At 46.3% G+C, this 21,596-nt stretch carries 17 protein-coding genes; 13 read left to right on the top strand and 4 right to left on the bottom strand.

Annotation, left to right across the window (positions count from 1 at the left end):
* The first annotated feature begins 118 nt into the window (after positions 1-118).
* The 10 genes from KKE17_01625 (at position 119) to KKE17_01580 (ending at position 15,754) form a co-directional block, all read left to right on the top strand.
* On the top strand, positions 119-4,921 hold the full coding sequence (locus KKE17_01625) for an FG-GAP repeat protein (GenBank protein MBU1708681.1): 4,803 nt from the start codon (positions 119-121) through the stop codon (positions 4,919-4,921).
* A gap of 27 nt (positions 4,922-4,948) precedes the next feature.
* Positions 4,949-5,500 carry a hypothetical protein gene (locus KKE17_01620; GenBank protein ID MBU1708680.1) on the top strand — a complete coding sequence of 184 codons (552 nt, stop codon included), beginning with the start codon at positions 4,949-4,951 and terminating at the stop codon, positions 5,498-5,500.
* Between the two features lie 27 nt (positions 5,501-5,527).
* Positions 5,528-8,044 (top strand): hypothetical protein, encoded by a 2,517-nt coding sequence (locus tag KKE17_01615; protein ID MBU1708679.1) that lies wholly within the window; start codon positions 5,528-5,530, stop codon positions 8,042-8,044.
* Positions 8,045-8,187: 143 nt separating this feature from the next.
* Positions 8,188-8,691: a hypothetical protein gene (locus KKE17_01610; protein ID MBU1708678.1), complete on the top strand. Its 504-nt coding sequence runs from the start codon at positions 8,188-8,190 to the stop codon at positions 8,689-8,691.
* A 23-nt stretch (positions 8,692-8,714) separates the two neighbouring features.
* Positions 8,715-9,269: a carboxypeptidase-like regulatory domain-containing protein gene (locus KKE17_01605; protein ID MBU1708677.1), complete on the top strand. Its 555-nt coding sequence runs from the start codon at positions 8,715-8,717 to the stop codon at positions 9,267-9,269.
* 97 nt (positions 9,270-9,366) lie between these two features.
* A complete protein-coding gene (locus tag KKE17_01600) occupies positions 9,367-10,299 on the top strand; it encodes a transposase (protein ID MBU1708676.1) in 933 nt (310 codons plus the stop codon).
* Between the two features lie 241 nt (positions 10,300-10,540).
* A complete protein-coding gene (gene kdsB / locus KKE17_01595) occupies positions 10,541-11,317 on the top strand; it encodes a 3-deoxy-manno-octulosonate cytidylyltransferase (GenBank protein MBU1708675.1) in 777 nt (258 codons plus the stop codon).
* An 84-nt stretch (positions 11,318-11,401) separates the two neighbouring features.
* Complete coding sequence (gene mdh / locus KKE17_01590) at positions 11,402-12,328, top strand: malate dehydrogenase (GenBank protein ID MBU1708674.1); 927 nt, start codon at positions 11,402-11,404, stop codon at positions 12,326-12,328.
* 247 nt (positions 12,329-12,575) lie between these two features.
* The gene (locus KKE17_01585) at positions 12,576-14,864 is read left to right on the top strand and encodes a YvcK family protein (protein MBU1708673.1); all 2,289 of its coding nucleotides are present in this window, start codon (positions 12,576-12,578) and stop codon (positions 14,862-14,864) included.
* A 17-nt stretch (positions 14,865-14,881) separates the two neighbouring features.
* On the top strand, positions 14,882-15,754 hold the full coding sequence (locus KKE17_01580; GenBank protein ID MBU1708672.1) for a 50S ribosomal protein L11 methyltransferase: 873 nt from the start codon (positions 14,882-14,884) through the stop codon (positions 15,752-15,754).
* Between the two features lie 5 nt (positions 15,755-15,759).
* Here the strand turns inward: KKE17_01580 and KKE17_01575 are convergent, their stop codons facing one another.
* Together KKE17_01575 and queD are read right to left on the bottom strand one after the other, a co-directional pair.
* A complete protein-coding gene (locus KKE17_01575) occupies positions 15,760-16,425 on the bottom strand; it encodes a radical SAM protein (protein MBU1708671.1) in 666 nt (221 codons plus the stop codon).
* Positions 16,415-16,786, bottom strand: coding sequence for a 6-carboxytetrahydropterin synthase QueD (gene queD, locus KKE17_01570; protein ID MBU1708670.1), 372 nt, complete (start codon positions 16,784-16,786; stop codon positions 16,415-16,417). Before queD ends, KKE17_01575 begins: the two co-directional genes overlap by 11 nt.
* A 268-nt stretch (positions 16,787-17,054) precedes the next feature.
* Between queD and KKE17_01565 the strand changes: the two genes are divergently transcribed.
* Both KKE17_01565 and KKE17_01560 read left to right on the top strand, forming a co-directional pair.
* Positions 17,055-18,404, top strand: coding sequence for a DUF1015 domain-containing protein (locus tag KKE17_01565; GenBank protein MBU1708669.1), 1,350 nt, complete (start codon positions 17,055-17,057; stop codon positions 18,402-18,404).
* Between the two features lie 170 nt (positions 18,405-18,574).
* Positions 18,575-19,330, top strand: a complete 756-nt coding sequence (locus tag KKE17_01560) for a methyltransferase (GenBank protein ID MBU1708668.1) — start codon at positions 18,575-18,577, stop codon at positions 19,328-19,330.
* Here the strand turns inward: KKE17_01560 and KKE17_01555 are convergent.
* Positions 19,327-20,226 (bottom strand): helix-turn-helix domain-containing protein, encoded by a 900-nt coding sequence (locus KKE17_01555; GenBank protein MBU1708667.1) that lies wholly within the window; start codon positions 20,224-20,226, stop codon positions 19,327-19,329. The two genes, KKE17_01560 and KKE17_01555, sit on opposite strands and share 4 nt — an antisense overlap.
* Positions 20,227-20,485: 259 nt before the next feature.
* Here KKE17_01555 and KKE17_01550 point away from each other — a divergent pair, with 259 nt between their 5' ends.
* Positions 20,486-20,920, top strand: coding sequence for a cytochrome c family protein (locus tag KKE17_01550; GenBank protein ID MBU1708666.1), 435 nt, complete (start codon positions 20,486-20,488; stop codon positions 20,918-20,920).
* Between the two features lie 96 nt (positions 20,921-21,016).
* On the opposite strand, the gene KKE17_01545 is transcribed toward KKE17_01550, so the two are convergent.
* Positions 21,017-21,596 (bottom strand): tetratricopeptide repeat protein (locus KKE17_01545; protein ID MBU1708665.1); only part of this gene is annotated, 580 nt, incomplete at its 5' end.

The following is a 21,596-nucleotide window of genomic DNA, read 5'->3' as shown; positions in this document are numbered from 1 at the left end:
TCATAAAAATAATCTCTACTCTTGGTGTTTTTATCTTTCCTGGGAAGAGTTATGCGTCAGAAACAGGGTGGGTGTTATTGTAACTATTTGATTTAAAAATAAAAACAGGAATATTCTGATGTGTGTGCATAACAAACCGATTGGCAAGGGCTTTTCCGTCTTTTTTCTGGTAGTTTTGTTCTCGTTTTCATTGACAGATTTTTGTCTGGCAGGGCGAGGAGTACGGCTGGCAAGGATAGATTCTTTTACTGCAACCCCCGCAACAATCCAACCGGGTGAAGATGTTACCCTGGCATGGGAAACTTTCAAAGCCGTGATTGCGGAAATAGACAATGGAATCGGTAATGTTTCTGTAAACGGTTCAGTCATTGTCAATCCTGTAGTCACAACAACGTATAAACTTACGGTGTATTCCAGCGATAATGCTTCAGAATCAGATTTTGTTACAGTAAATGTGGTTGCTGGGCCTCTCCTTCCTGCCGTTACAATTTCAGCCAATCCTTTGACAATTGGTTCGGGCGGGACTTCCAGACTTGATTGGAACTCCACGAACGCGAATATAAGTGTGTCTATTGACAATGGAATTGGCAATGTTAATGAAATCGGATTTCAGGATGTCTCTCCCGCCGTATCAACTACATACACGATTACCGCTGTTGGTGACGGCGGCACAATTACAGACAGTGTCACGGTTATTGTCGCAGATCTGCCCCCTGCTCCCGGCAGTGCAAGATCAGAGCATTCTCCGGATACAATAAGAGTTCAGTGGTATGCCCCTCCAGGCCAGAACATAACTGCGTTCAGAGTTTACAGGAGACTGGCTGCAACCCAATATGACGGAACTTTCATTACAGTTTCGCAGAATTATTACGAGGATATCAATATTCAGGTCGGGACAAAGTATTGTTATAAAGTGACCGCAGTAACTGCCGGGGGTGAAGGTCCATACTCCCCTGAAACCTGTGACATGATTTATTGGGGTACCAGCGGCCCGAATCTTGTTCATACTATCAGTTTGTCCAAGGAAAAACCTGTCTCCCAGACAGCTACCGGTGATTTTAACGGTGACGGATACGGAGATCTGATTCTGGGTATTCCAACCCACAAGCAAGGGAAAAATATTGTCGGTAAAATACTGGTAATTTTAGGGGGCGGGATTGGAGAGACAATATCCCTTCTCGGAGAACCAGGTTGCCCGATAGGCGAAAAGTTTGTTGTTACTGATTTAAACAATGACAACAGCAATGACATTATAACAACATCGCCCCGATGTGATGTTGAACAAGCCATTGATCCAAATAATGCGTACAGGGGCGAAGGCAGGGTGTATGTATTTGCCGGCAGCCCTTCCCCTGATCCTGGACCGGACTATATTCTTGACGGGAAAACCGCATACGGAGAGTCCTCAGTTTACTTTGAGGCCGAACACCTGGGAGAGAGTATTGCCCTTGCAGGAGATGTGAATGGGGATGGATTCAACGATGTGGTAATTGGCGCTCCATTGGGAGGTCTGGATCGGAGCGGCAATGTCCGAATTCTCTATGGAGGTCAATCCCTGACATCCGGGGTGGCAAGCATCAATGGACCATATTTATATTTTGATGAATTCGGCTCTCATGTATGGGGTGTCGGCGATTTTAATGGTGACGGATATGGAGATATCAGGGTTGACAGCAGTACCAGCAAATCTTACGCGATCTATGGCGGCGTTTCTTTGCAACTCTCTCCCGAGCTTGGGCAGGGAGCCTTTTCGGACGCACCAGGACTCCTGACCTCTGTTCCCAGGCTGGGTGATATCAACCATGACGGTTTGGAAGAAACAGGAGAGGATGGGATAATTGAATTCGGTAATGTTCTTTCGGGAGTAGATCCTTTCACCGTCAACGTCCCGGCTTTAAATCAATTTTCCTTTGTCACTGATTGGGATCTTGATGGTTTTGGAGATTTTATTGAATATTCAGGCACCTCTTTAAATGTTTATTCCATCCTTCCGTATGGTGCTCTGTCGGAAATAAAGATAGTCTCGGGTCTGGACAATATCAAAACATATGACGAGACCTTGCAGATTGCCGGCCTGGTTGAAGGCGGGATTGTCAGTCTCTCCATCCAGGGCCAGGCAATATCCATGCAGCCGGACCAGACTTTTGCACACACCGTCCTCCTCCATGAGGGAACGAATTATATCGAAATTCGGGCTGATTCAACAAACGGCACAGTATCCAAAAAATGGGTCAAGGTTGAAAAATTGCCATTACCTCCTCTTGTCCTCAAGATGTCTAATCCATTGGATGGGGCGGAAAAATATCATACGCCTGTGACTGTGAAGGGCTATGGAAGCAATGAACTGGTATCGGTCATGATAAATGATCTGCCGGCCACTCTTGCCGATAGTAAAAATTTTATCCTGAATGTCCCGCTTGCCGAGGGGCAGAATGTACTGACCGTGGTTATTGATGATATTTTCGGGCAGAGCCTGACAGAAACACTGAATGTAAGCCTGGTAGCCGAGGGCTCAGTGAAAGGCTTTGTAACCAGTACAGGCACAGGTCTACCGATTAAAGGCGTCAATGTTTTTGTGACTGATTCGTTCGGGACCTATACAGCAGTAACCGACGAGGCTGGCGCATACACGGTTACTAATACTGTGCAGGGTGCTTTTTCCATCACCTTTACTGAGGCACGATATTTTTCAAAAACCTTGAACAGTACGGTTCCGGTGGGCGGCTCGGTTGTTGTCAACACCCAGTTGAGTTATCCGCTAACCATTAACATTATCGCACCAGTTGACGGTGCTATATTCAACTCCACTCCGATAACTGTAAGCGGAGACTGCAATGCACCGCTGGCAACCACCACCGTCAACGGTGTTGCCGCGACAATAAATGCGGGTTCACGGTGTACTTTTACAGCAGAGATTGACCTGCCGGATGGTATCCAGACAATTACCGCAAAGGCAGACAATGGTTTGGGGCAGGTGGTGACCGACTCCATTTCTGTAACGGTCAACACCTCCGGCATTATCACCGGCACCATAACTGAAAATGGCACAGGGCTGCCCATTGCCGGGGCAATAGTTTCCGTAACCGACTTCAAGAGCAATGTTTTGACCGCCACAACAGCTGCCACAGGCATTTACACGATTAATAATGTCGCTGCCGGTGCTTTCAGTGGGGAGATATTAAAGCCTGGGTATTATTCCGGGGTCATCTCCGGAAACCTTAATATCGGTGAGACGGTAACGGTTAATGAATCACTTGATCCGGCGCCCCCGGTGATTTCAAATATCATGATCAGCAATGTCACCGACACCTCGGCGACGGTCACCTGGTTGACGGATATAATAAGTGACAGTGTTATCGATTATGGTGTGACTTCTTCCTATGGACAGACAGCATCTGATTCAGCACTTGTCCTGAATCACAGTGTTATTTTGACAAACCTGACGCCTGACGCCACATATCATTTTAGGTTGTCTTCAACAGGGAATAACAGTCTCGGTCAAAGCTCTGCTGATACTGTTTTTTCAACGTTTCTGCCGTTTAATATCAGTAATATTTCTGTGATCAATAGTACTGATTCAGCGGCGACAATCACCTGGGATACCGACCTCGCTGCGGACAGTGTTGTGGAGTATGGACTGACTCCAGCTTATGGCCAGCAGGTCTCTGATCCAGCATTTGTTACAAACCACAGTATTGTTATTAACGGACTGGTTCCCGGCACCACATATCATTACAGAGTTCTTTCCACTGCAGGTGATGCCCGGACAGAGTCATCAGCAGATGATACTTTCACAACAAACGACTATCCGGTAATCAGTAATATTGCAGTAACCAATATAACGGGTAATTCAGCCACAATCACCTGGGATACAAACCAACCCGCATCCAGTCAGGTGGATTATGGAATGAGTTCTGCTTATGGAAGCATGGTTTTTGACAGCACCCTGGTGACATCTCACCGTATGGATTTTACCAGCCTTGTCTCCGGCAGCACGTATCACTTCATGATTACCTCGGAAAACAATGTCGGACTCTCAACAGTGTCAAACGATGAGGCTTTTGATACTGTCCAGGTGATGACCTTGACGATTACATCACCGGCAGAAGGTACTGTGTTTGATCGACCTTTTGCCATGGTAAAGGGGATGATTACCGGCGTCACCGCCGAGATCGGCATTAACGTCAACGGGGAAATTGCGATTCAACACAATACTGAATTTGCCGCGAATCATATAGCTTTGCAGGAAGGTGCTAATACCATCAGAGTTATTGCCACGGATACTGATGGAAATGTTGCAGAAGAAACAGTGAATGTTACCTGTCAGGCCGGGGCCAGTTACTTAAGACTTATTCAGTCAACAGAATCCGGGCTTTCTCCGCTAACCGCGAGTTTCAGGATTGACGCGCCGTTTGATATGGCGTCTGCCGACACCAATGTTTATTCCATGGGACCTGCCGGAATGGACTCGTTGACTTTTGATGATGCCGAGAATTTCACCGTACAGGTTTCCGTGCCGGGCATATATTATATCACTGCCGAGGTGACCGATGCTTCAAGTAATGTATATTTTGATGCGGCAGCAATCCTGGTGGTGGATAAGGTTGCTCTTGATACTCTGCTCAAAGCAAAATGGGATGGGATGAAGAGTGCTTTGGCTGTGCAGGATGTTGAAGGAGGGTTGGGGTATTTTCTAGAAACTTCAAAGGCAAAATACCGTGGAGGATTCAATGCTATTTATGGCGAGTTACCAAATCTTTTTTCAATTACTCAAGAAATCGATATAATTTATGCAAGGGATGACAGATCTAAATATCGCATCAGTAGAGTGCATGATATCGATGGAACTCCTGTTACAATTACATACTATATTTATTTCCAGAGGAACGAAAATGGCCTTTGGGCAATTGAGCAGTTTTAAGAGGTTGCAATGTCGAAGAGATTGTTAATGAAATCAATGAATCCGTTATTGAAATCAATAGTTATGGTTTTTGCGGTTGTGCTTCTTTCTGGCTGTACATGGTCGCGAGAGTTCGGTCCTTATAAAGGTCGCGTGGTTGATTTAGAAACGCATGAACCGATTGAAGGAGCTGTGGTGTTCATGCGTTTTTATACAAATTTTCTTTTGAGTCCGGGGGGAGACTTATCAAAATTTGAGGATGCACTGGAGGTATTGACTGATGAAAACGGCATGTTTGAAATCCCCAAACATAAAATACAACGACTTCGGCTGTTTCATGAATGGGAACCTCAAGGTGATGTCATTATTTTCAAGCCAGGCTACGGAGCATATCCTCGTCATCCGAAAGTAAAACCAAAACCTTCTCTTCCATTACCCGAAGATGAATTTGTTGTGATCTGGCTCCCCAAACTTAAAACCAGGGAGGAAAGAATTGACAACTTGAGCAACCTTTATCCTGGATCAGCTCCATCAGATGCATTCAAAATTTTACGTAATCTTGAAAGGATTGAAAGAAAAGAAACAGGTATTGATCCCTAATACTTAAACAATTTATAAGTGAGAATTATGAAAATTTGGCAAATATTCATTTTAACTTTCTTTGTCTGTGGTGTTTATTCAGCAGGATTAGCATATGATGAAGAAAAGGTTCATCCACAGATCAATATAAGTGCTGCTAAGCAATCTTTGTTAGTAACAAAAGATGTTTTACGACAGATTGGATTCGAAAAAGGCTTAAATGAAGAGTTATTTTCTGCCAATGAAATTCTTACTGTTGAAAGGTGGATAGCAAGTGGAGGTACAGCTGAGGATGTACCTTATATACAAGTTCTTCGCCACTTTCATGATCCCTTGCAACCATGGGACAATGCGGGTCTACTTGGTGAATTGCCAGTAGATATTGATGGTTGGAGAAGATCGTCGTTATTGCAGGCTCAAGTTAAGGCGACAAATGAAACACAATTCCCCAACCATGCATCGTGGTATTGGGCCAGAAATTATTATTACGAAGCCCTGACTTCCGGATCAGAATCATTATTTGCCCTCACTTTTAAATCGTTAGGTCAGGTAATGCATCTATTGTCGGACACGGCAGTCCCTGCTCATGTCAGGAATGATCCTCATCTACCTGCTTTTAATGGCGATCCGTATGAGAATTGGGTGAAATATGCCGCATCGAATGGCGATATGATTAATTTCACCGGGATTCAGGTTGATATGGCTGTTTTCGGAAATTTTGTTCAGGGTGGGCCGGATTATGTTTTGGCATCAGTACCGATTTCAGCCTTATGGGATCAGAATAAATATAATAATCCAACCCCTGATCCTAGTGTGACTAAAGATGTTATTCCAAATTTAAAAGATATCGGACTTGCTGAATACACCAATGCAAATTTTTTTAGCAAAGACACGGTATTTAACCAAGATGCGCTTATTAATAGTTATCCTCACCCTGCATATGAAGATACCGATTATTTTGTAATCGACTGGAAACATCCGATTAGAGTCGATGCTGAAGACGGCATATCCGACAATAAGATATACATACATGGAAATGCAGGAGGTACATCTGATATACGATTATCTTCTGTCAGTTATATTTCAAAAGAGTGTGTCCGGGTTGGATATTATGACTTAGGCGCCCCGGTTCTTGATGAAGAAATCCATAAAGATTATGCTTCTGTGTTGATTCCTCGTGCAGTTGGCTACTCCACCGCGATTCTTGACTATTTCTTCCGGGGTGATATGGATATCAAAAATGCCAGGGCGTATCTTGGGCCGGGCATTACTGTCACCGGATTCGAATTCAAAGTGAAGAACCTTACAACTTTAGACGGTCAGACCACCGAGCCGTTTGGAGAGGGCTCAATTGATGTTGTCTATCAATATGTCCCAAATGGGCAAAGCGTTCCGGTCTATCATCATGTTGCCAACGTATATAGTATTTCCAGCGAAATCGATCCGATCAACTCTGATTATGTTCCAATCTCTGTCGGTCCTTTAACCACGCCCATCCCGGCAGATGCCTCAGATATAAAATTCATGGTTGTTTTTAAGGGGCGACTTGGCAACGAACAAGGCGGCGTTGCTGCTAAACTGCAGACGTTTGGCGAGGATTCGAGAATAGCCTATTATCACCAGCCCGGGGGAGACGGCGAACCGAGTGATATCTTTACTGTATTACCAGGCGCTCCACCTACCTCCATCACACAGATAACATTCCCGGATCCTTTGGATTCACCGGAAACAAGTGTTTATTATTTTAGTCCTGTATGGACAAGGGATGGCAGTGTGCTTGCTTTTACAAAGGAGACCTGCACATATCCTGACCCCTCTGACCCGGTATGCTATGGTTCAAATCACAAGACAGATATAATAGTAATTGATTCGGCATCAACCGCTTCCTATCCTGATAATATCCTTCAGTCGCTGAGTTTTACTCCCGATTGGCAGGATCCTGACCAGCATGCTCTTAATCCATCATTTAATCCTGATGGAAGTAAGCTCGTGGCAATGGGTTCTGATTATATGTTTTATTATGGCCTGATTGTTTCTGACGTTGCCACCGGCGCCTGGGAATATATAAACAGTTTTGAGTACTGGCAGGATCACACTGTTGAAGGCAGTGCTCCTGCATGGTCGCCGCAGGGTGATAGAATAGCGTATTATCTCAATGAAAAGAGGGATGAGGTAAGTGGGTTAATGGTCCCGGACAGGGATATTTATCTCCATATGTTTTACCCGGATCAGACTGAAGGAGATGTTCCTTTGACAAATGATGATTTCATGAACACCCAACCTGTCTGGAGCCACGATGGAGAGTGGTTGGCTTTTGCTTCCGACCGAGACGGGGGCGGGGTGATGGATATTTGGATTATGGATAAAGACGGTGGGAACATGAGCAAACTGTTTGATTGTGTTTCAAGCTGCTGGCAACCAGAATTTTCCCCTGACGGTTTAAGTATAGCGTATGTACAGGGCAGTGATATTTACACCATTGATATCTATGGAGGAGTGCCGGTGCAGATTACAACCAGCGGTTTCAGGACAGCCGCTCCTGCCTGGGAGCCTTTTGTGCAGTGAGGTGAGAAAAACAGAGGAAAGTCATGCCAGCAATAGTGTGAAATGAAGGCGATTTCGGGGTGCTCCTCGAAGCGCCTTTTTTTGTTTGAGAATCCGGGCTTTCTCCGCTAACGGCGAGTTTCCGGATTGACGCGCCGTTTGATATGGCGTCTGCTGACACCAATGTTTATTCCATGGGACCTGCCGGAATGGACTCGTTGACTTTTGATGATGCCGAGAATTTCACCGTACAGGTTTCCGTGCCGGGCATATATGATATCACTGCCGAGGTGACCGATGCTTCAAGTAATGTATATTCTGATGCGGCAGCAATCCTGGTGGTGGATAAGGTTGCTCTTGATACTCTGCTCAAAGCCAAATGGGATGGGATGAAGAGTGCTTTGGCTGTGCAGGATGTTGAAGGAGGGTTGGGGTATTTCTCTGAAAGGACAAAAGATACATACAGATCGATATTTAATGCTATAGGCGGGCAACTGCCTCAACTCATAGCAGATATGCAGGACATTGAGATTATTTATGTTGATGACAACATTGCAAAATATAGGATTCGCCGGACACATGACATTGAGGGGGCGCCTGTTATCTTGTCATATTATATTTATTTTATCAAAGGGGATGACGGTATCTGGAAGATTGAACAGTATTGAAAATCAAGGATTTTGAGGAAAACATGAAAATACTATTACGCTTACTGGCAGTGCTCGCGTTTCTTATTATTACAAGCGGCTGCGCGGTAACCAACAGTTACGGGCCTTACATGGGAAAGGTTGTGGATAAGGAAACTGAAGAGCCCATCGAAGGAGCGGTGGTGTTTCTAAGATTTTTTAACGATTGTTTCGGGCCGACAACGAGCTTTGCTGATGCGATTGAGACCTTGACCGATGCCAATGGTGAGTTTCATATTCCCTCGCACAGGATATTTACGTTCCGCCCCTTATGCGGCTGGGATCCTGATTGCGAACCAATTGTATTTAAGCCAGGGTACGGAGCTTTTCCCGGTCATATTGAAACATCCATCGTTGAATCGCAAGGAGCATATCTCCCGGAAAAGAAACCTGTCACCATCAAACTTCCAAAGCTTACGACCAGGGAAGAGAGGATTGATAATCAAAGCAAGGCTTCTTTCACTTCAAAAGTCCCTTATGAAAAATGGAGAAATCTTTTTAGATTAAGGAATGAAGAGAGAAAGAATATTGAACTTAAACCATTTAGTGAACCAATGTAGGATCATTATCATGAGAAAATTAGCATTTCTGACAATTGTAGGAAGTAAGAAAGGGGTCAGGCTTGCGTTGTTGCATTATTTTTGATAAGTTTATTTTATGGCACGCAAACCAAGACTTCATGTGGCAGGTGGTTTTTCTCATGTAATTCTCCGTGGCAATGACGGCGAGAAGATATTTTTTTCAAATAAAGACCGAGCCCGCCTGTTCCAGCTTATTCAAGAGGGGACAGAACGTTTTCAATACCGGCTTCATGCCTATTGCTTCATGTCAAACCATATCCATCTGATAATCCAGGTAGGCGCAATTCCCTTGTCAAAGATTGTTCAGAATCTTTCCTTTCGATACACCAAGTATATCAACAAGAAAAAAAATAGAGTCGGGCATCTGTTTCAGGGGCGGTATAAAGCGATTTTAATTGATGCGGACAGCTATATGCTTGAGCTGGTCAGGTATATCCATAATAACCCGGTTCGGGCAGGCATGACAATAAAGGCAGATGATTATAAATGGAGCAGCCACCAGGTATATCTTGGTGCGCAGGAATTGTCTTTATTAACAACCGATTGGATATTGGGTCAATTTGCAAAAACAAAACCAGCCGCCCGGAGAAAGTTTGCTGAGTTTGTCGAAAGAGGCGTAGAAGAAGGGCATAGAGAGGACCTTTATATCGGCGAGCATGACAGTCGTGTTTTGGGCGATGACGGTTTTGTGGAAAGGGTTCTCCAGCAAAAAAACATTATCAAAAAGCCAAGCATCGATGTTGTAGTTAAATACGTCTGTAAACAAAACGGGCTAATGGAAAAAGAATTGTCAAGCCCCTCCAGAGAGCGAAAAATGTCTGCCATCCGTGGAATAATAGGATGGCTCGTGATGCAGTTTGAAATAACCACCTTATCCGAAGTGGCAAACCGATTTAACCGGGATCTGACTACAATAAGCAGGTCGGTGCGGAACACGGAAGAACAAAGGAAAAAATCAAAAGATTTGAGAAAACAACTTGAGGTCAGCTTGCTGGAACTTAGCAAATGATCCAAGAATGCAAGCCAGCCCCTGACCTCTGATGTGATGGATTACAGCGCCAAATCGCACCTTCTCAATCTGATTTTCTTGCCTTCATTCGATTATACATAAAAAAGGACAGAACATGGGTTATAGTGGGATTTTCTTTTTCGATGAAAAAGGATATAGTGTTTTACTTTGCAACCATCCGGAAAAGTGGAAAGGCCTTTTCTGTAATCAATAAACAATTATCTGAAATTAAAAAGAACTCATGGACCTGAAACATAAGAGCGAGCCAAAGGTGGTGGCGATCATTCCGGCTCGATATCATTCCAATCGTTTTGAAGGAAAACCCCTGGCCGATATTCTCGGCAAGCCGATGATCCAGCATGTTTATGAACGCGCTTTAGCTGTGCCTCTTCTGCAAAGAGTCGCAGTTGCCACCGATGACCAGCGGATTGCCGATTGCGTCAGGAGTTTCGGTGGTGAAGTGGTTATGACCAGTCCTGACCATGTCTCCGGCACTGACCGTCTGGCTGAGGCAGCAACATTGATGGAGATTCCCGAACAGGACGTTGTGGTCAATATCCAGGGAGACCAGCCGCTGTTTGAAGTGGCAGTTGTCGAGCAGGTGGCAAGACCGCTGCTTGATGACCCCGCTCTGCCCATGGCCACCCTTATCTATAAGATAATCAGGAAAGAAGAGATCAATGATCCCAATCATGTCAAAACGGTTTTCGACCGCAACGGCAAGGCCCTGTATTTTTCCCGCTCATCGATCCCTTTTCAGCGGAATCCGGAGGAGCCTGTTTCGCCGACGTATTATAAGCACCTGGGGTTTTATGCCTATCGTAAGGGATTTCTTCTGACCTTTGTCAGCCTCCCGGAAGGGGAATGGGAGAAATTTGAAAAGCTCGAACAGCTTCGTGCCCTGGAATACGGCTATTCAATCAAGGTGGTGTTGACCGATCATGATTCCATCGAAGTGGATACTCCCAAAGACCTTGAGCGGGTTGTGGAGATGGTCCGATTACAGAATAATCGATAAGCCGGGAGCCGATTGGCAGGAGAAACGTCCTGAATTATTCAGTCAGAACCTATTTGTTAATAAAATACATTACAAGAGGAAGGTATGAGAAATAAAATCACCATAATCGGTGCCGGAAATGTCGGTGCCACCGCAGCGCACTGGGCTGCAAGCCGTGGCCTTGGGGATGTTGTCTTACTGGATGTTGTTAAAGGAGTCCCCCAGGGAAAGGCCCTGGATCTTTCCCAGTCCGGGCCGGTTGACGGCTTTTCGAACAGGGTTACAGGATCCAATGACTATAAAGATTCGGCTGACTCGGATGTTGTTATCATCACCGCGGGACTTGCCAGAAAACCCGGAATGAGCAGGGATGATCTCCTTACCAAGAATGTCGCCATTGTAAAATCCTGTGCTGACCAGGCGGCAAAACATTCGCCCAACTGCGTATTGATCGTAGTGACCAATCCCATCGATGCCATGGTGTACACGGCATTCAAGGTGTCCGGGTTCCCCCGGAACCGGGTAATCGGCATGGCCGGGGTGCTGGATTCAGCCAGATACCGGACATTTCTTTCTCAAGCACTGGGGGTTGCCCCGCAAGATGTGAGCGCCATGGTTATGGGAATCCACGGTGATAATATGCTGCCCCTGGTGAGATTGGCAAATGTCTCCGGGGTGCCGGTAACCGATTTACTGTCCAGCGATGAGCTTGCCGCAATTGTCAAGCGCACCCAGCAGGGCGGCATTGAGATCGTCAATCATCTGAAAACCGGCAGCGCCTTCTATACACCGGGTCTTGCCGCGGTGGAAATGGCTCAGGCAATTTTAGAGGACAGCAAACGTGTTTTGCCTTGCGCAGCCTATCTTGAAGGAGAATTCGGCTTTTCCGGATGTTTCCTCGGAGTTCCGGTTGTGCTTGGCAGTAATGGGGTGGAAAGAATCATTGAGTTTAAGTTGACTGATGAGGAAAAGACGGCAATGGCTGAATCCGAAGTGGCGGTGCGCAAGCAGATGGCTGCAACCGGATTATAACTGACTCAACTTTCTGCCCTGTTCTAATTTATTGAAATGCAATAATTATTATAAAAAACACTGGCATTGGATTATTTTCAGAAGTCAGGATTAAGGATTCAGAGTGATTGATTTTGCAGTATTTTTCCGGTTTCTGACTACTGACTTCCAATTGAATCACCTGCCCGAGGTCGTTGACTAATTCATTTGTATTCAGTTGGTTACATCTACAGAAGAAGTTCAATAACTGAGTTGAGCATTTCCAATTATGTTTTCAAAAAAGAATTCCGACATAACATCGCTGATAAAGAACCTGGAAAAGACCAGGTTTGATCCGCTGGATTTTCTGCCTCCCGGAGATCTTGTCGAGAAAATGATCAACCTCGTTATCATGGGGGTTCCTCCGGTTGGACCGGCAAAAGTCACAGCCGCATTGTCGGACCTCGAAGGTGCACTGGCGCAGGTGGACACCTCAGCCCTGAATGTCGTGGTTTTCGGTGGCGGCACCGGGCTTTCAAATGTTATTGGCGGCGACAGCAGAATCCCTTTGTGGCCGCGTTCGCCGTTCAAGGGCATGAAAGATACATTCCCCAACACCCGGTCCGTTGTCTGTGTCACCGATGACGGTGGATCAACCGGAGAATTTTTCAAGGAGCTGCCGATTATCGCCCTGGGCGACTTAAGGCATGTTCTGCTTTCTTCCATAAGAAGACAGAATCTTCTGAAACAATATTCCTTATCAGAAGAAGAGGCTTATCTGACTGCCGGCAATCTCCATTCATTATTTAATTATCGCTATTCGCAAAGACCTGCATCGGCGGAAGAACTTATTGAATTGAGTTGCGTCAGCCCTGAGAGTATGCCGCACATTTTAAGGCAGGCGCTCAGGGATCTTTTGGAAAATATTTTCCTGGACGAACGTCTTAATGCCCAGTTGGATCACAGGCATTGCCTGGGCAATCTGCTTCTTGCCGCAGCGATTTTCAAGAATCTCTCGCCCGCAGAGAAGAATTTTGATTCTGCTATAATAAAGGGCTTGCGGGTTCTTGCTGAAATTATCGGTGCTGAGCCTGATTCGGTCCTTCCTTGCACAACAACCCCTGCACAATTAAAAATTCTGTATACCAACGGCGTTCTGGTCACCGGCGAGAATAAATCCGCCTATGCCCAGCGCGGCTATCCTGTTGATCGGGTTTTTGTTGAATTCGATGATACCCCGCATGTGCCTGATGAGGTCATGGCGAGCATTGCTCAGGCGGATATTATTTTATTTGCTCCGGGGAGTCTTTTTACCAGCATAATCCCGATTTTAAGGGTCCCTGGAATTGCCCGGGCAATCCGCGCCAATAACAAAGCGCTGAAAATCCTGGTGGCAAATCTCTGGATCCAGAAAGGCGAGACGGACATTGCAAGCGATGATCCGCGACGCCGTTTTTATGTGTCTGATCTGGTCAAGGCATACCATCGGAATATACCCGGAGGTGTGCATGGGCTTTTCCATCAGGTTCTTACCCTGAGGCTTCAGGACATACCAGGGAGTGTTCTGCAGAACTATGCGGTTGAGGGAAAGGTGCCAATTTATCTTGATAATGACCGGGTGCGCGAAATGGGGCTCACCCCGTTTGAGGCGAGAATTTTTTCACAAAACGCCCTTGATGAAAGAAAGGTAATCCAGCATGATCCCGAATCCCTTGCAACTACGGTAAAAACTATCTGGGCGGCCCGAAGTTATCTGTCGAACGGTTCGGCAAAAAATCTTCCCGGGTGTGAAGATAACGAAAAGTTGATTATCAACCCCGGTCATGAAACGCCCAATCTCCGATATGCAAAAATTATACACCTGCTTTCCGGACTTGATCTGGATTCAGAGGTACGGGATTCGATTTGCCGTATCCTCTGGAACCATCAGGATATCCCGGTTTCACATCTGCAAAACATCAGAGGCGTTAAGCTGATTGATGATGATCTCTGGAAACGTTCCCAGGAATGGGATAATATTTTTTCCTTTTATGATCCTGACGACGGGGTCATAAAAATCAGGCAGGACATCTTTGACAAACCGGAGCGCTTTGAAGTGGCTTTTCTGGTGGCTTTAGGGCAGTCGCTTCTGGGAAATTACGCTGCAAAAAAGGAAATGCTTCAACTGGATGAAGAAAGTGAGAATCTGGGGAAAATTTTTCAGCTTACGGTGCGCGATCAATCATCCTGGAATTGTTATTTTACCGCACAGGAACTCGATATATATCTGCGGCTGGCAAGGATGATCCGCTCGGCCAAGGATCCCAGCCTTTATACCCGCCTGGTTAATGGTTATGAAGGTTTTACGCCGCCTGGCCTTCTTTTCGGCCTGACCTACGGCTGGTATCTGGACAACAGATTTGCAGCACATATAGAGTATAAAATGGCCATTAAGCACACTGAAATTTCAGATCTTATTCCGGAGCAGGTCAGGGTATACGATCGCCGTCAGGCAATAATAGATTTTTTCCGGGAAGTGGTTTTCCGCTACGATCCATCCCTTTATGAATCCGGAAGAACATCATCAAAACATCTTTAAAGATTCTCCATAAGAAAATGACCTCCATTGTTCTGCCTGAATACTGTCCTGACAGCAATGGGGATGCAAGCCTTCATATTATGGTGCGTTTTGAAAACCGTGTTACCGCAGAAAAATTCCAGCAACAATTTTTCGGACTCGGCAATGATGCCGTACTCCACGGTAAAGATCGCAAGCTGTTAACGGTCCAGACCAGGCCCGGACCGCGGATTGACTGGTATCTCCAGAAGCTCACCGTCATGCTTGAAAAATTCACGGATGAACTGGCAGGCAATGAGTCAGCAGAAATAGTTGATACTCGACTTGTCACAGAAAAAGATCGTAACGATTGCAAGAAAGCTCCTGACGTTTTCTCGTGTTATCCTGATCTGCAATTTGACTCCGGCAAAGTTTTCGGCTCCGGGACTCATCCCAGCACCGGCCTTGTGATCCAGGCAATCGAGGATGTATCCGAGGGCAGAGAATTATTTTTCAGAAGGGTCCTGGACATCGGCTGCGGCTCCGGAATACTTTCGCTGCTTTGCGCACTTAAAGGTGCTGACGCGGTCCTGGGTATTGATATATCCACCGAGGCTCTGGAAATAGCCCGGCAGAATATCATTGATAACCGGCTTGAGGCCTTGGTCCGCGTTTCTGATACAAGGCTTGAAGACATTCAGGACACTTTCGATCTGGTCCTGGCAAATCTCACCGTGTCGGTCTTGTTACGCTATATGGATGAGTTTCGAGGTAAACTGAATTCCGGAGGAGTGTTGATTGCTTCTGGTATGCAGGGCCGGCAGGGAGAAGTTGTCAAAGAGATGTGTCTGCAAAGAGGATTTGAAGAATTACGTTCCTACCAATCAGGAAAGTGGCGGGCTCAGAGTTTTCGTTTTAATTGCCAGCATTAACCGGGCTAAACGCCACGGGATTTATCGGGCCAGAGGAATTTGTGCAGTTGAACCTGCATTTTTATCTGCAGTTTGTCCTCAAGCAGCCATCGGGCCATCAAGGCGGGTTCGAGGCGGTTGAGTGCCGGTGAAAAGATAAGCGTCGGACCGTTTGGGGCACCGAGCAGTTGATGGTCATTGATTGTTTCTGTTGCCCAGTCATAGTCCAGCCTTGAGCAAATCACAAATTTAAGGTCGTCTTTTGGAGTAAGCCGCCGAATATTTTCCATGAGCATCTGTTTGTTCATGCCGCTTTCCGGGCATTTAAGGTCCATAATCTTTACAACTTTTTCCGGAACCCGGGAGATATCCAGGCTGCCGTTGGTTTCAAGCAGCACGGTCCTCCCCGAGTCCACCAGGGCAGTCATCAGGGGATAAATGTTTTCCTGCACAAGGGGTTCGCCGCCGGTTATTTCCACCAGGGCTTCTGGGTATTGATCGGTAAAGGCCAGGAGGTCCGGCACGGAAACTTCGTGACCAACTTCTTCATAAGTATAGCGGGAATCGCAGTAGGTGCAGCGCAGATTGCATCCGGCAAGCCTGATAAAAGCACAGGGATAGCCGGCAAAGGATGATTCACCCTGTATACTGTAGAAGGTCTCGGAAATGAGGAGATTTTGGTCATTTGCCAAAATAAGTGGCACCAGTATTCGTGGTTTCGCCCACCGTAATGCTGTAAAGATGATAACGCTCTGACGTGAGATCCTTTTTGAGATTGTCAAAGATATGGACGGCGATATTTTCCGAGGAAGGATTTTTGGTCAGGAAGTCGGGATGCTCGTTGAGATTACGGTGGTCAAGTCCATCGAGGACTTCATTAAGGGCGTTTTTAATGGTGCGGAAATCGACACCCATGCCTAATTCATCAAGTTCAGTGGCCCGCACCGTTACTTTGACGGTCCAGTTATGACCGTGGGGTTGTTCGCAGTTGCCGGGATAATCGCGCAGGTGGTGGCCGGCTGAAAAATGGGTTTCTATGAAGATATCGAACATGGTGACCTCGTTAAATGATTAATTAATTCTGCAGAGTAACACAGGTAAATAGATTTTATTTGTAATCCTAAATTGATCTGGTAGATTGTGGCCTTTCTACAGGAAAGACTTGATTGTCTTAAGTTGGGTGCTTCAAACAACCCGACGCTCACCTTAATACAATAAGATAACATCAAACTGGAAAATGACAATCACCACGAAGAATGAAACAGTAATTATTTTCCCCCCGCTCATTTATGGGGATGTTTTATAAGGAGACAGGAGAGGCATGGCAATCATAGCACCGTTTCGCGGATTACGATTTAACACCGAAAAAATTGCTCATCTGGAGGAGGTTGTCACTCCGCCGTATGATGTGATAGATGAGAAGGCACAGGCCAGGTTCGTTGAGAAAAATCCATATAATATGGTTCAGCTTGACCTCAGCAAAAAAGTAAGCACTGAAGAGAGTTACGCCAATGCCCGGGCCCTTTTTCAGCAATGGCAGGACGAAAGGATTCTTGTAAGGGATACCGAGCCCGCGCTGTATCTCTATCATATTGAATATACGCATCCGTCCGGTACCCGTCTCACCAGAAAGGGTTTTGTTTCGCTGGTGCAGCTGGCGGAATTTTCCGAAGGGATTGTCAAGCCCCATGAAAAGACATTTTCCGAAGTGACTGTCGGCCGCGCCAAGTTGATGGATGCCTGTAAAACAAATTTCAGCAAGATATTTTCTCTTTATGCGGACCAGGAAGGAGAAATTATCAGGCTTCTTGAGGATGCAAAATCCGGCAAACCCCTGTGCTCTGTGGATGATCTGGACGGCAATAAGCACACCATCTGGGAAGTGACGGATTTTATGGTTATCGACCAGGTTCGGGGCCTGCTGAGAGACAGAGCGTTATATATTGCCGACGGTCATCACCGTTACACCACCGCTCTCAATTACCGTCAACTCATCCGGGAACGACAGGGAGAATTGCCTTCAGACAGCCCATTCAATCATGTCATGATGTATCTTTGCGATATGGAAGATCCGGGGCTGTCGGTGTTGCCCACTCATCGTCTGCTGCGTCTTCCCGGAGTGCGGTCGGCGGATGATTGCGTCAAGGCGCTTAAAAAAGGATTTACGATTGAGGAAATCAGCGGCGGCTCCAGAGAAGTCCTCCTTGCCGAGGTGTTCGCCCGTCTTGATGAGGAAAAGCAATCAGGTGGAATGTTTGGTTTTTATCATCCAGAGGAAGACCGCTGTTTTTTGATGAAAATAAAAGATTCGGTCTATCGAAAGGCAATGAAGGGGCTCCAGCCCGGCCCCCTTCTTGATCTTGATGTGGTGATGCTTTCGGAATTTGCTCTGGAGAAAATGCTCGGTCTCTCCCATGAGACATGCGAAAGAGAAAATCTCATTGATTATTACAGTGATCCTGATGCCGCACTGGATGGAGCAGTTAAGGAATATACCTTGAACCCCGCCTACACTCCCATGCTTTTTCTGATGAATGAAACCCCGGTTTCACAGGTGAAGCGCGTTGCCGATGAAAATCTGGTCATGCCGCATAAGTCGACCTATTTCTACCCAAAGATTCTTACCGGTCTGGTTATGAATAAGCTTGTTGAGGGTGAAAGTGTTTTTTAGCTGTAACTATTCAGCAGCACTCCAGCTGCGCACGATCAGGTCGGCTCGCATACCGATGTATAGCTCACCGTCCTGCTTGTACACATCTGAAGCACTGTTGAACAGTTAATGCTTGGTGGTCTTGTTTTTTGGGCCACGCTAAATAGTTACTTTAAGCGTAGACAGCATTAATGGTTCCGACTGTAAAATCAGAGTTGACAACCGATTCCCTTTTCGGGGGGGAGTTGTTGTGTCTGCAGCACAGGGACGGTTACCGGTTTTCCGTTGATGCCGTGCTGCTGGCGCATTTTTCAGTGCCTGGGCAGGGCGACGCAATCCTCGATTTATGTGCCGGCTGCGGCGTAATCTCCCTGATAATCGCATACAAGTGGAAACACCTTGGGGTGTCTATCTGCGCATTGGAATTGCAGCCAAGTCTTGTCGCGCTCATTAAGCAGAATATTGCTCTCAACCGTTATGACGGATTGATCCACTGTATTTCCGGCGACTTGAAAGTCATTGATCAGCTGATCAGTCCTGATTCATTTGATTCTATCCTGTGCAATCCTCCCTATACGAAATCCGCCTGTGGCAGAATAAACCCCCATATTGAAAAAGCTCTTGCCAGACATGAATTGGCGGCCAATCTTCAGCAGGTGGCTTCCGCACTGGCTTTTGCCGTGAAAAGATTCGGTCGGGTTACTGTGGTCTATCCGGCTGCAAGGGTCGGAGAACTCCTTGATCAATTGACTGCGAACGGACTTGAACCCAGGCGGATACAGACGGTTTACCCGTATCCCGGTGGCGATGAATTCCGGGTGCTGGTCGAGGCGGTTAAAGATGGGAAAGAGGATTTGCAGGTCCTGGAACCGTTTTTTCTGTACGAAAAAAAAGGCGGTAAGGAAACTGTGAAATTTGCCCGGTTGTATGCGTCCGGAGAGGATTAAGGGATTGTAATGAATTTCTTGTTCGTGCTGTCCCAGGTATAGCCTTCGGCCTCCCAGATTGTTTCAATTTCCTTCTGGAACAGATCCAGGTCTTCCAGCCAGGGAAAGGTGTCAATAATTAACAGGATTTCATCGTCATCAATCACCCCGTCCATATTGCTGTCCGCCCAATGGAAAGGCCGGACTGTTATGGCGTCCATGCCTTGAACATTGACGGTTGCTTGTTTGCCCTTTTTACTGGTGACCTTGCCGGTGAAAGTCAAGACAGTCTCCGGTTTTGTTTGGGAATCGATTTCTGCCATGTAAAAGAAGGAATTCTTCCCTTCGCCTTTTTTGCTCAACCACTTTATTGAGTTGTCTTTTTCGCCTTTTGAATAGAAGTCGGGCATGCCGGTGACCGGCCGGGTTCCATCCGGTAAGACTTCCTTGAGGATTAACGGGTAGAGTGCCTGGTCATGGGCGGTGAGAATGATTTTTATCGGCAACCGGCTGCCGGGAGGGGAATGCCTGGGAAGAATCCTTTCCGCCTTGATTTCACTCGTATCGCTTACTGAGGTGAACCACCAGGCAGTGAAGCCGAAGATGACGGTAAAGGCGAGTAATGCCCATAATATTTTTAATGGGCCGGGCAGAGAAGTACGATAGTTGCCCTGGTCGTGGGCAAATACTTCGCTGACGGCTTCCGCTGAATCGGGGTTTTCAAGAATCTTGGCAAGATCGGTTTCCAGTGCCTCGGCAAGTTTTGCGGCGTTTTCCTTCTTGATCGTCGGATACTTACGGTTTTCCCAGCGAGAGACGGTGTCGGTGGTCACTCCGACAAAAGTCGCAAGATAGAGTTGCGTCAGACCCTTTGACTCCCGTATGCGGCGGATTTGGTCCCCGTTGATTCTGATCATAGGATGATTTCTATTAAGATTTGCGACTCTGAATTAAGCTCGGTTAACTGGAAAATATACTACCAGAATTTACTATACACCCAAAGAACTATGATAGTTTGGCAGATTGAGATTCTAAAAAGCAGATTCCCTCAGTAGGATTTCAGCAGCTATGTAGGGCGACATGACCCGATGTCGGCTATTCCCCTTTGTTTGTAAGCATTAGAATTGAGGCATGGAAGCATGAAAATGTAACAAACTTCAAACAGGAGGAAAGCAGATGAACAAAAGAACATCGATAATTGCGGTGGCAATCAGTCTCTTATTATTGATCAGCGGATTGGCAGTGTCCGGGGAGGAATTGCAAAAAACGCCGGTCTATCCTGAAGGAGAATTGACCCTAGAAGGAAAGAAGTCGGCGCGGTTTGGTCATGAGATTCATGAAAAAACAGGTATTCAATGCGCCCAATGCCATCATGATAAAGCGCATAAAGGCCGTACTCAGGAAGAAATTGCGGCCATGGAGGACACCTCCCAGCTTCAATGTTTGGCCTGCCATAATCAATTGTTTGAAAACGAAAACCTGAAAGTCAGGAAGGCAATCTTTCATGCCAAGTGCAAGGAATGTCATAAAAACGGCTTTGAGGGGAAAAACGGACCGGTCAATTGTAAGGGCTGTCATGTGGCAGCGGACGGTGCCGAGAATAGCAAGTAGGATGTGTTCATCGAGCAAAACAGCAAAGGCATGAAGCGTATGGTTTTACTTCATGCCTTTGCTGTCATTTAAGAAGGAAAGTATCTGGAGAGATGATCACGCCTGGGCGCTGAGTTCCTCAAGATGGGTACGGGCAAAATCAATGGATTTATCCATTTCAAGGGCCAGTTCAAAATTCTTGATCGCCTCTTCATTTTTACCGAGTTTCCGGTAATTGACTCCGAGATTGGCATAATCGATTGCCGAAGACGGGAACAGTTCAACCGCCCTGGTAAAATGGTGCACCGCAGTCTCATATTTTTCCAGTTTGAAATGGCAGAAACCCAGAAGATTGTGGAGATCCGGACGTTCATCATCAATCGTGCGGCCCTTTTCAAGCATGGCGATGGCCTCTTTATATTTTCCGAGGTCTTTCAAGCAATCACCGATAAATGAATAGATATAAGGAATATCTTCTTCTTCGGGGTTGAGGGTCAGGGCTCTATTCAGGTGGAGCAGGGCTTCGTCATGGCGCCCGAGGCGGACCAGGTTCTGTCCGAGATAAAATTCCAGATAATAGGCATCGGGCAGGATCTTTTTCATCTTGAGCAGTCTGGCGGTTGATTCAACAGGATCCGGCGACTGTTCGAAAACAAGTTTCGCGGCAAAGAGCCCGACACTCTGAAGCATGGAACGT

The organism is Pseudomonadota bacterium (assembly GCA_018823135.1).
Classification (GTDB): domain Bacteria; phylum Desulfobacterota; class Desulfobulbia; order Desulfobulbales; family CALZHT01; genus JAHJJF01.
This window is presented reverse-complemented; position numbering and strand designations above follow the sequence as displayed.

Excerpts from the sequence above, each read along its gene's own strand:
- KKE17_01585 (MBU1708673.1), top strand. The coding sequence starts at position 12,576 with ATGTTTTCAAAAAAGAATTCCGACATAACATCGCTGATAAAGAACCTG.
- KKE17_01555 (MBU1708667.1), bottom strand. The coding sequence starts at position 20,226 with ATGATCAGAATCAACGGGGACCAAATCCGCCGCATACGGGAGTCAAAG.
- KKE17_01605 (MBU1708677.1), top strand. The coding sequence starts at position 8,715 with ATGAAAATACTATTACGCTTACTGGCAGTGCTCGCGTTTCTTATTATT.
- mdh (MBU1708674.1), top strand. The coding sequence starts at position 11,402 with ATGAGAAATAAAATCACCATAATCGGTGCCGGAAATGTCGGTGCCACC.
- KKE17_01550 (MBU1708666.1), top strand. The coding sequence starts at position 20,486 with ATGAACAAAAGAACATCGATAATTGCGGTGGCAATCAGTCTCTTATTA.
- KKE17_01620 (MBU1708680.1), top strand. The coding sequence starts at position 4,949 with ATGAAATCAATGAATCCGTTATTGAAATCAATAGTTATGGTTTTTGCG.
- KKE17_01560 (MBU1708668.1), top strand. The coding sequence starts at position 18,575 with ATGGTTCCGACTGTAAAATCAGAGTTGACAACCGATTCCCTTTTCGGG.
- KKE17_01610 (MBU1708678.1), top strand. The coding sequence starts at position 8,188 with ATGGCGTCTGCTGACACCAATGTTTATTCCATGGGACCTGCCGGAATG.
- KKE17_01565 (MBU1708669.1), top strand. The coding sequence starts at position 17,055 with ATGGCAATCATAGCACCGTTTCGCGGATTACGATTTAACACCGAAAAA.
- KKE17_01615 (MBU1708679.1), top strand. The coding sequence starts at position 5,528 with ATGAAAATTTGGCAAATATTCATTTTAACTTTCTTTGTCTGTGGTGTT.
- KKE17_01625 (MBU1708681.1), top strand. The coding sequence starts at position 119 with ATGTGTGTGCATAACAAACCGATTGGCAAGGGCTTTTCCGTCTTTTTT.
- KKE17_01600 (MBU1708676.1), top strand. The coding sequence starts at position 9,367 with ATGGCACGCAAACCAAGACTTCATGTGGCAGGTGGTTTTTCTCATGTA.
- queD (MBU1708670.1), bottom strand. The coding sequence starts at position 16,786 with ATGTTCGATATCTTCATAGAAACCCATTTTTCAGCCGGCCACCACCTG.
- KKE17_01580 (MBU1708672.1), top strand. The coding sequence starts at position 14,882 with ATGACCTCCATTGTTCTGCCTGAATACTGTCCTGACAGCAATGGGGAT.
- kdsB (MBU1708675.1), top strand. The coding sequence starts at position 10,541 with ATGGACCTGAAACATAAGAGCGAGCCAAAGGTGGTGGCGATCATTCCG.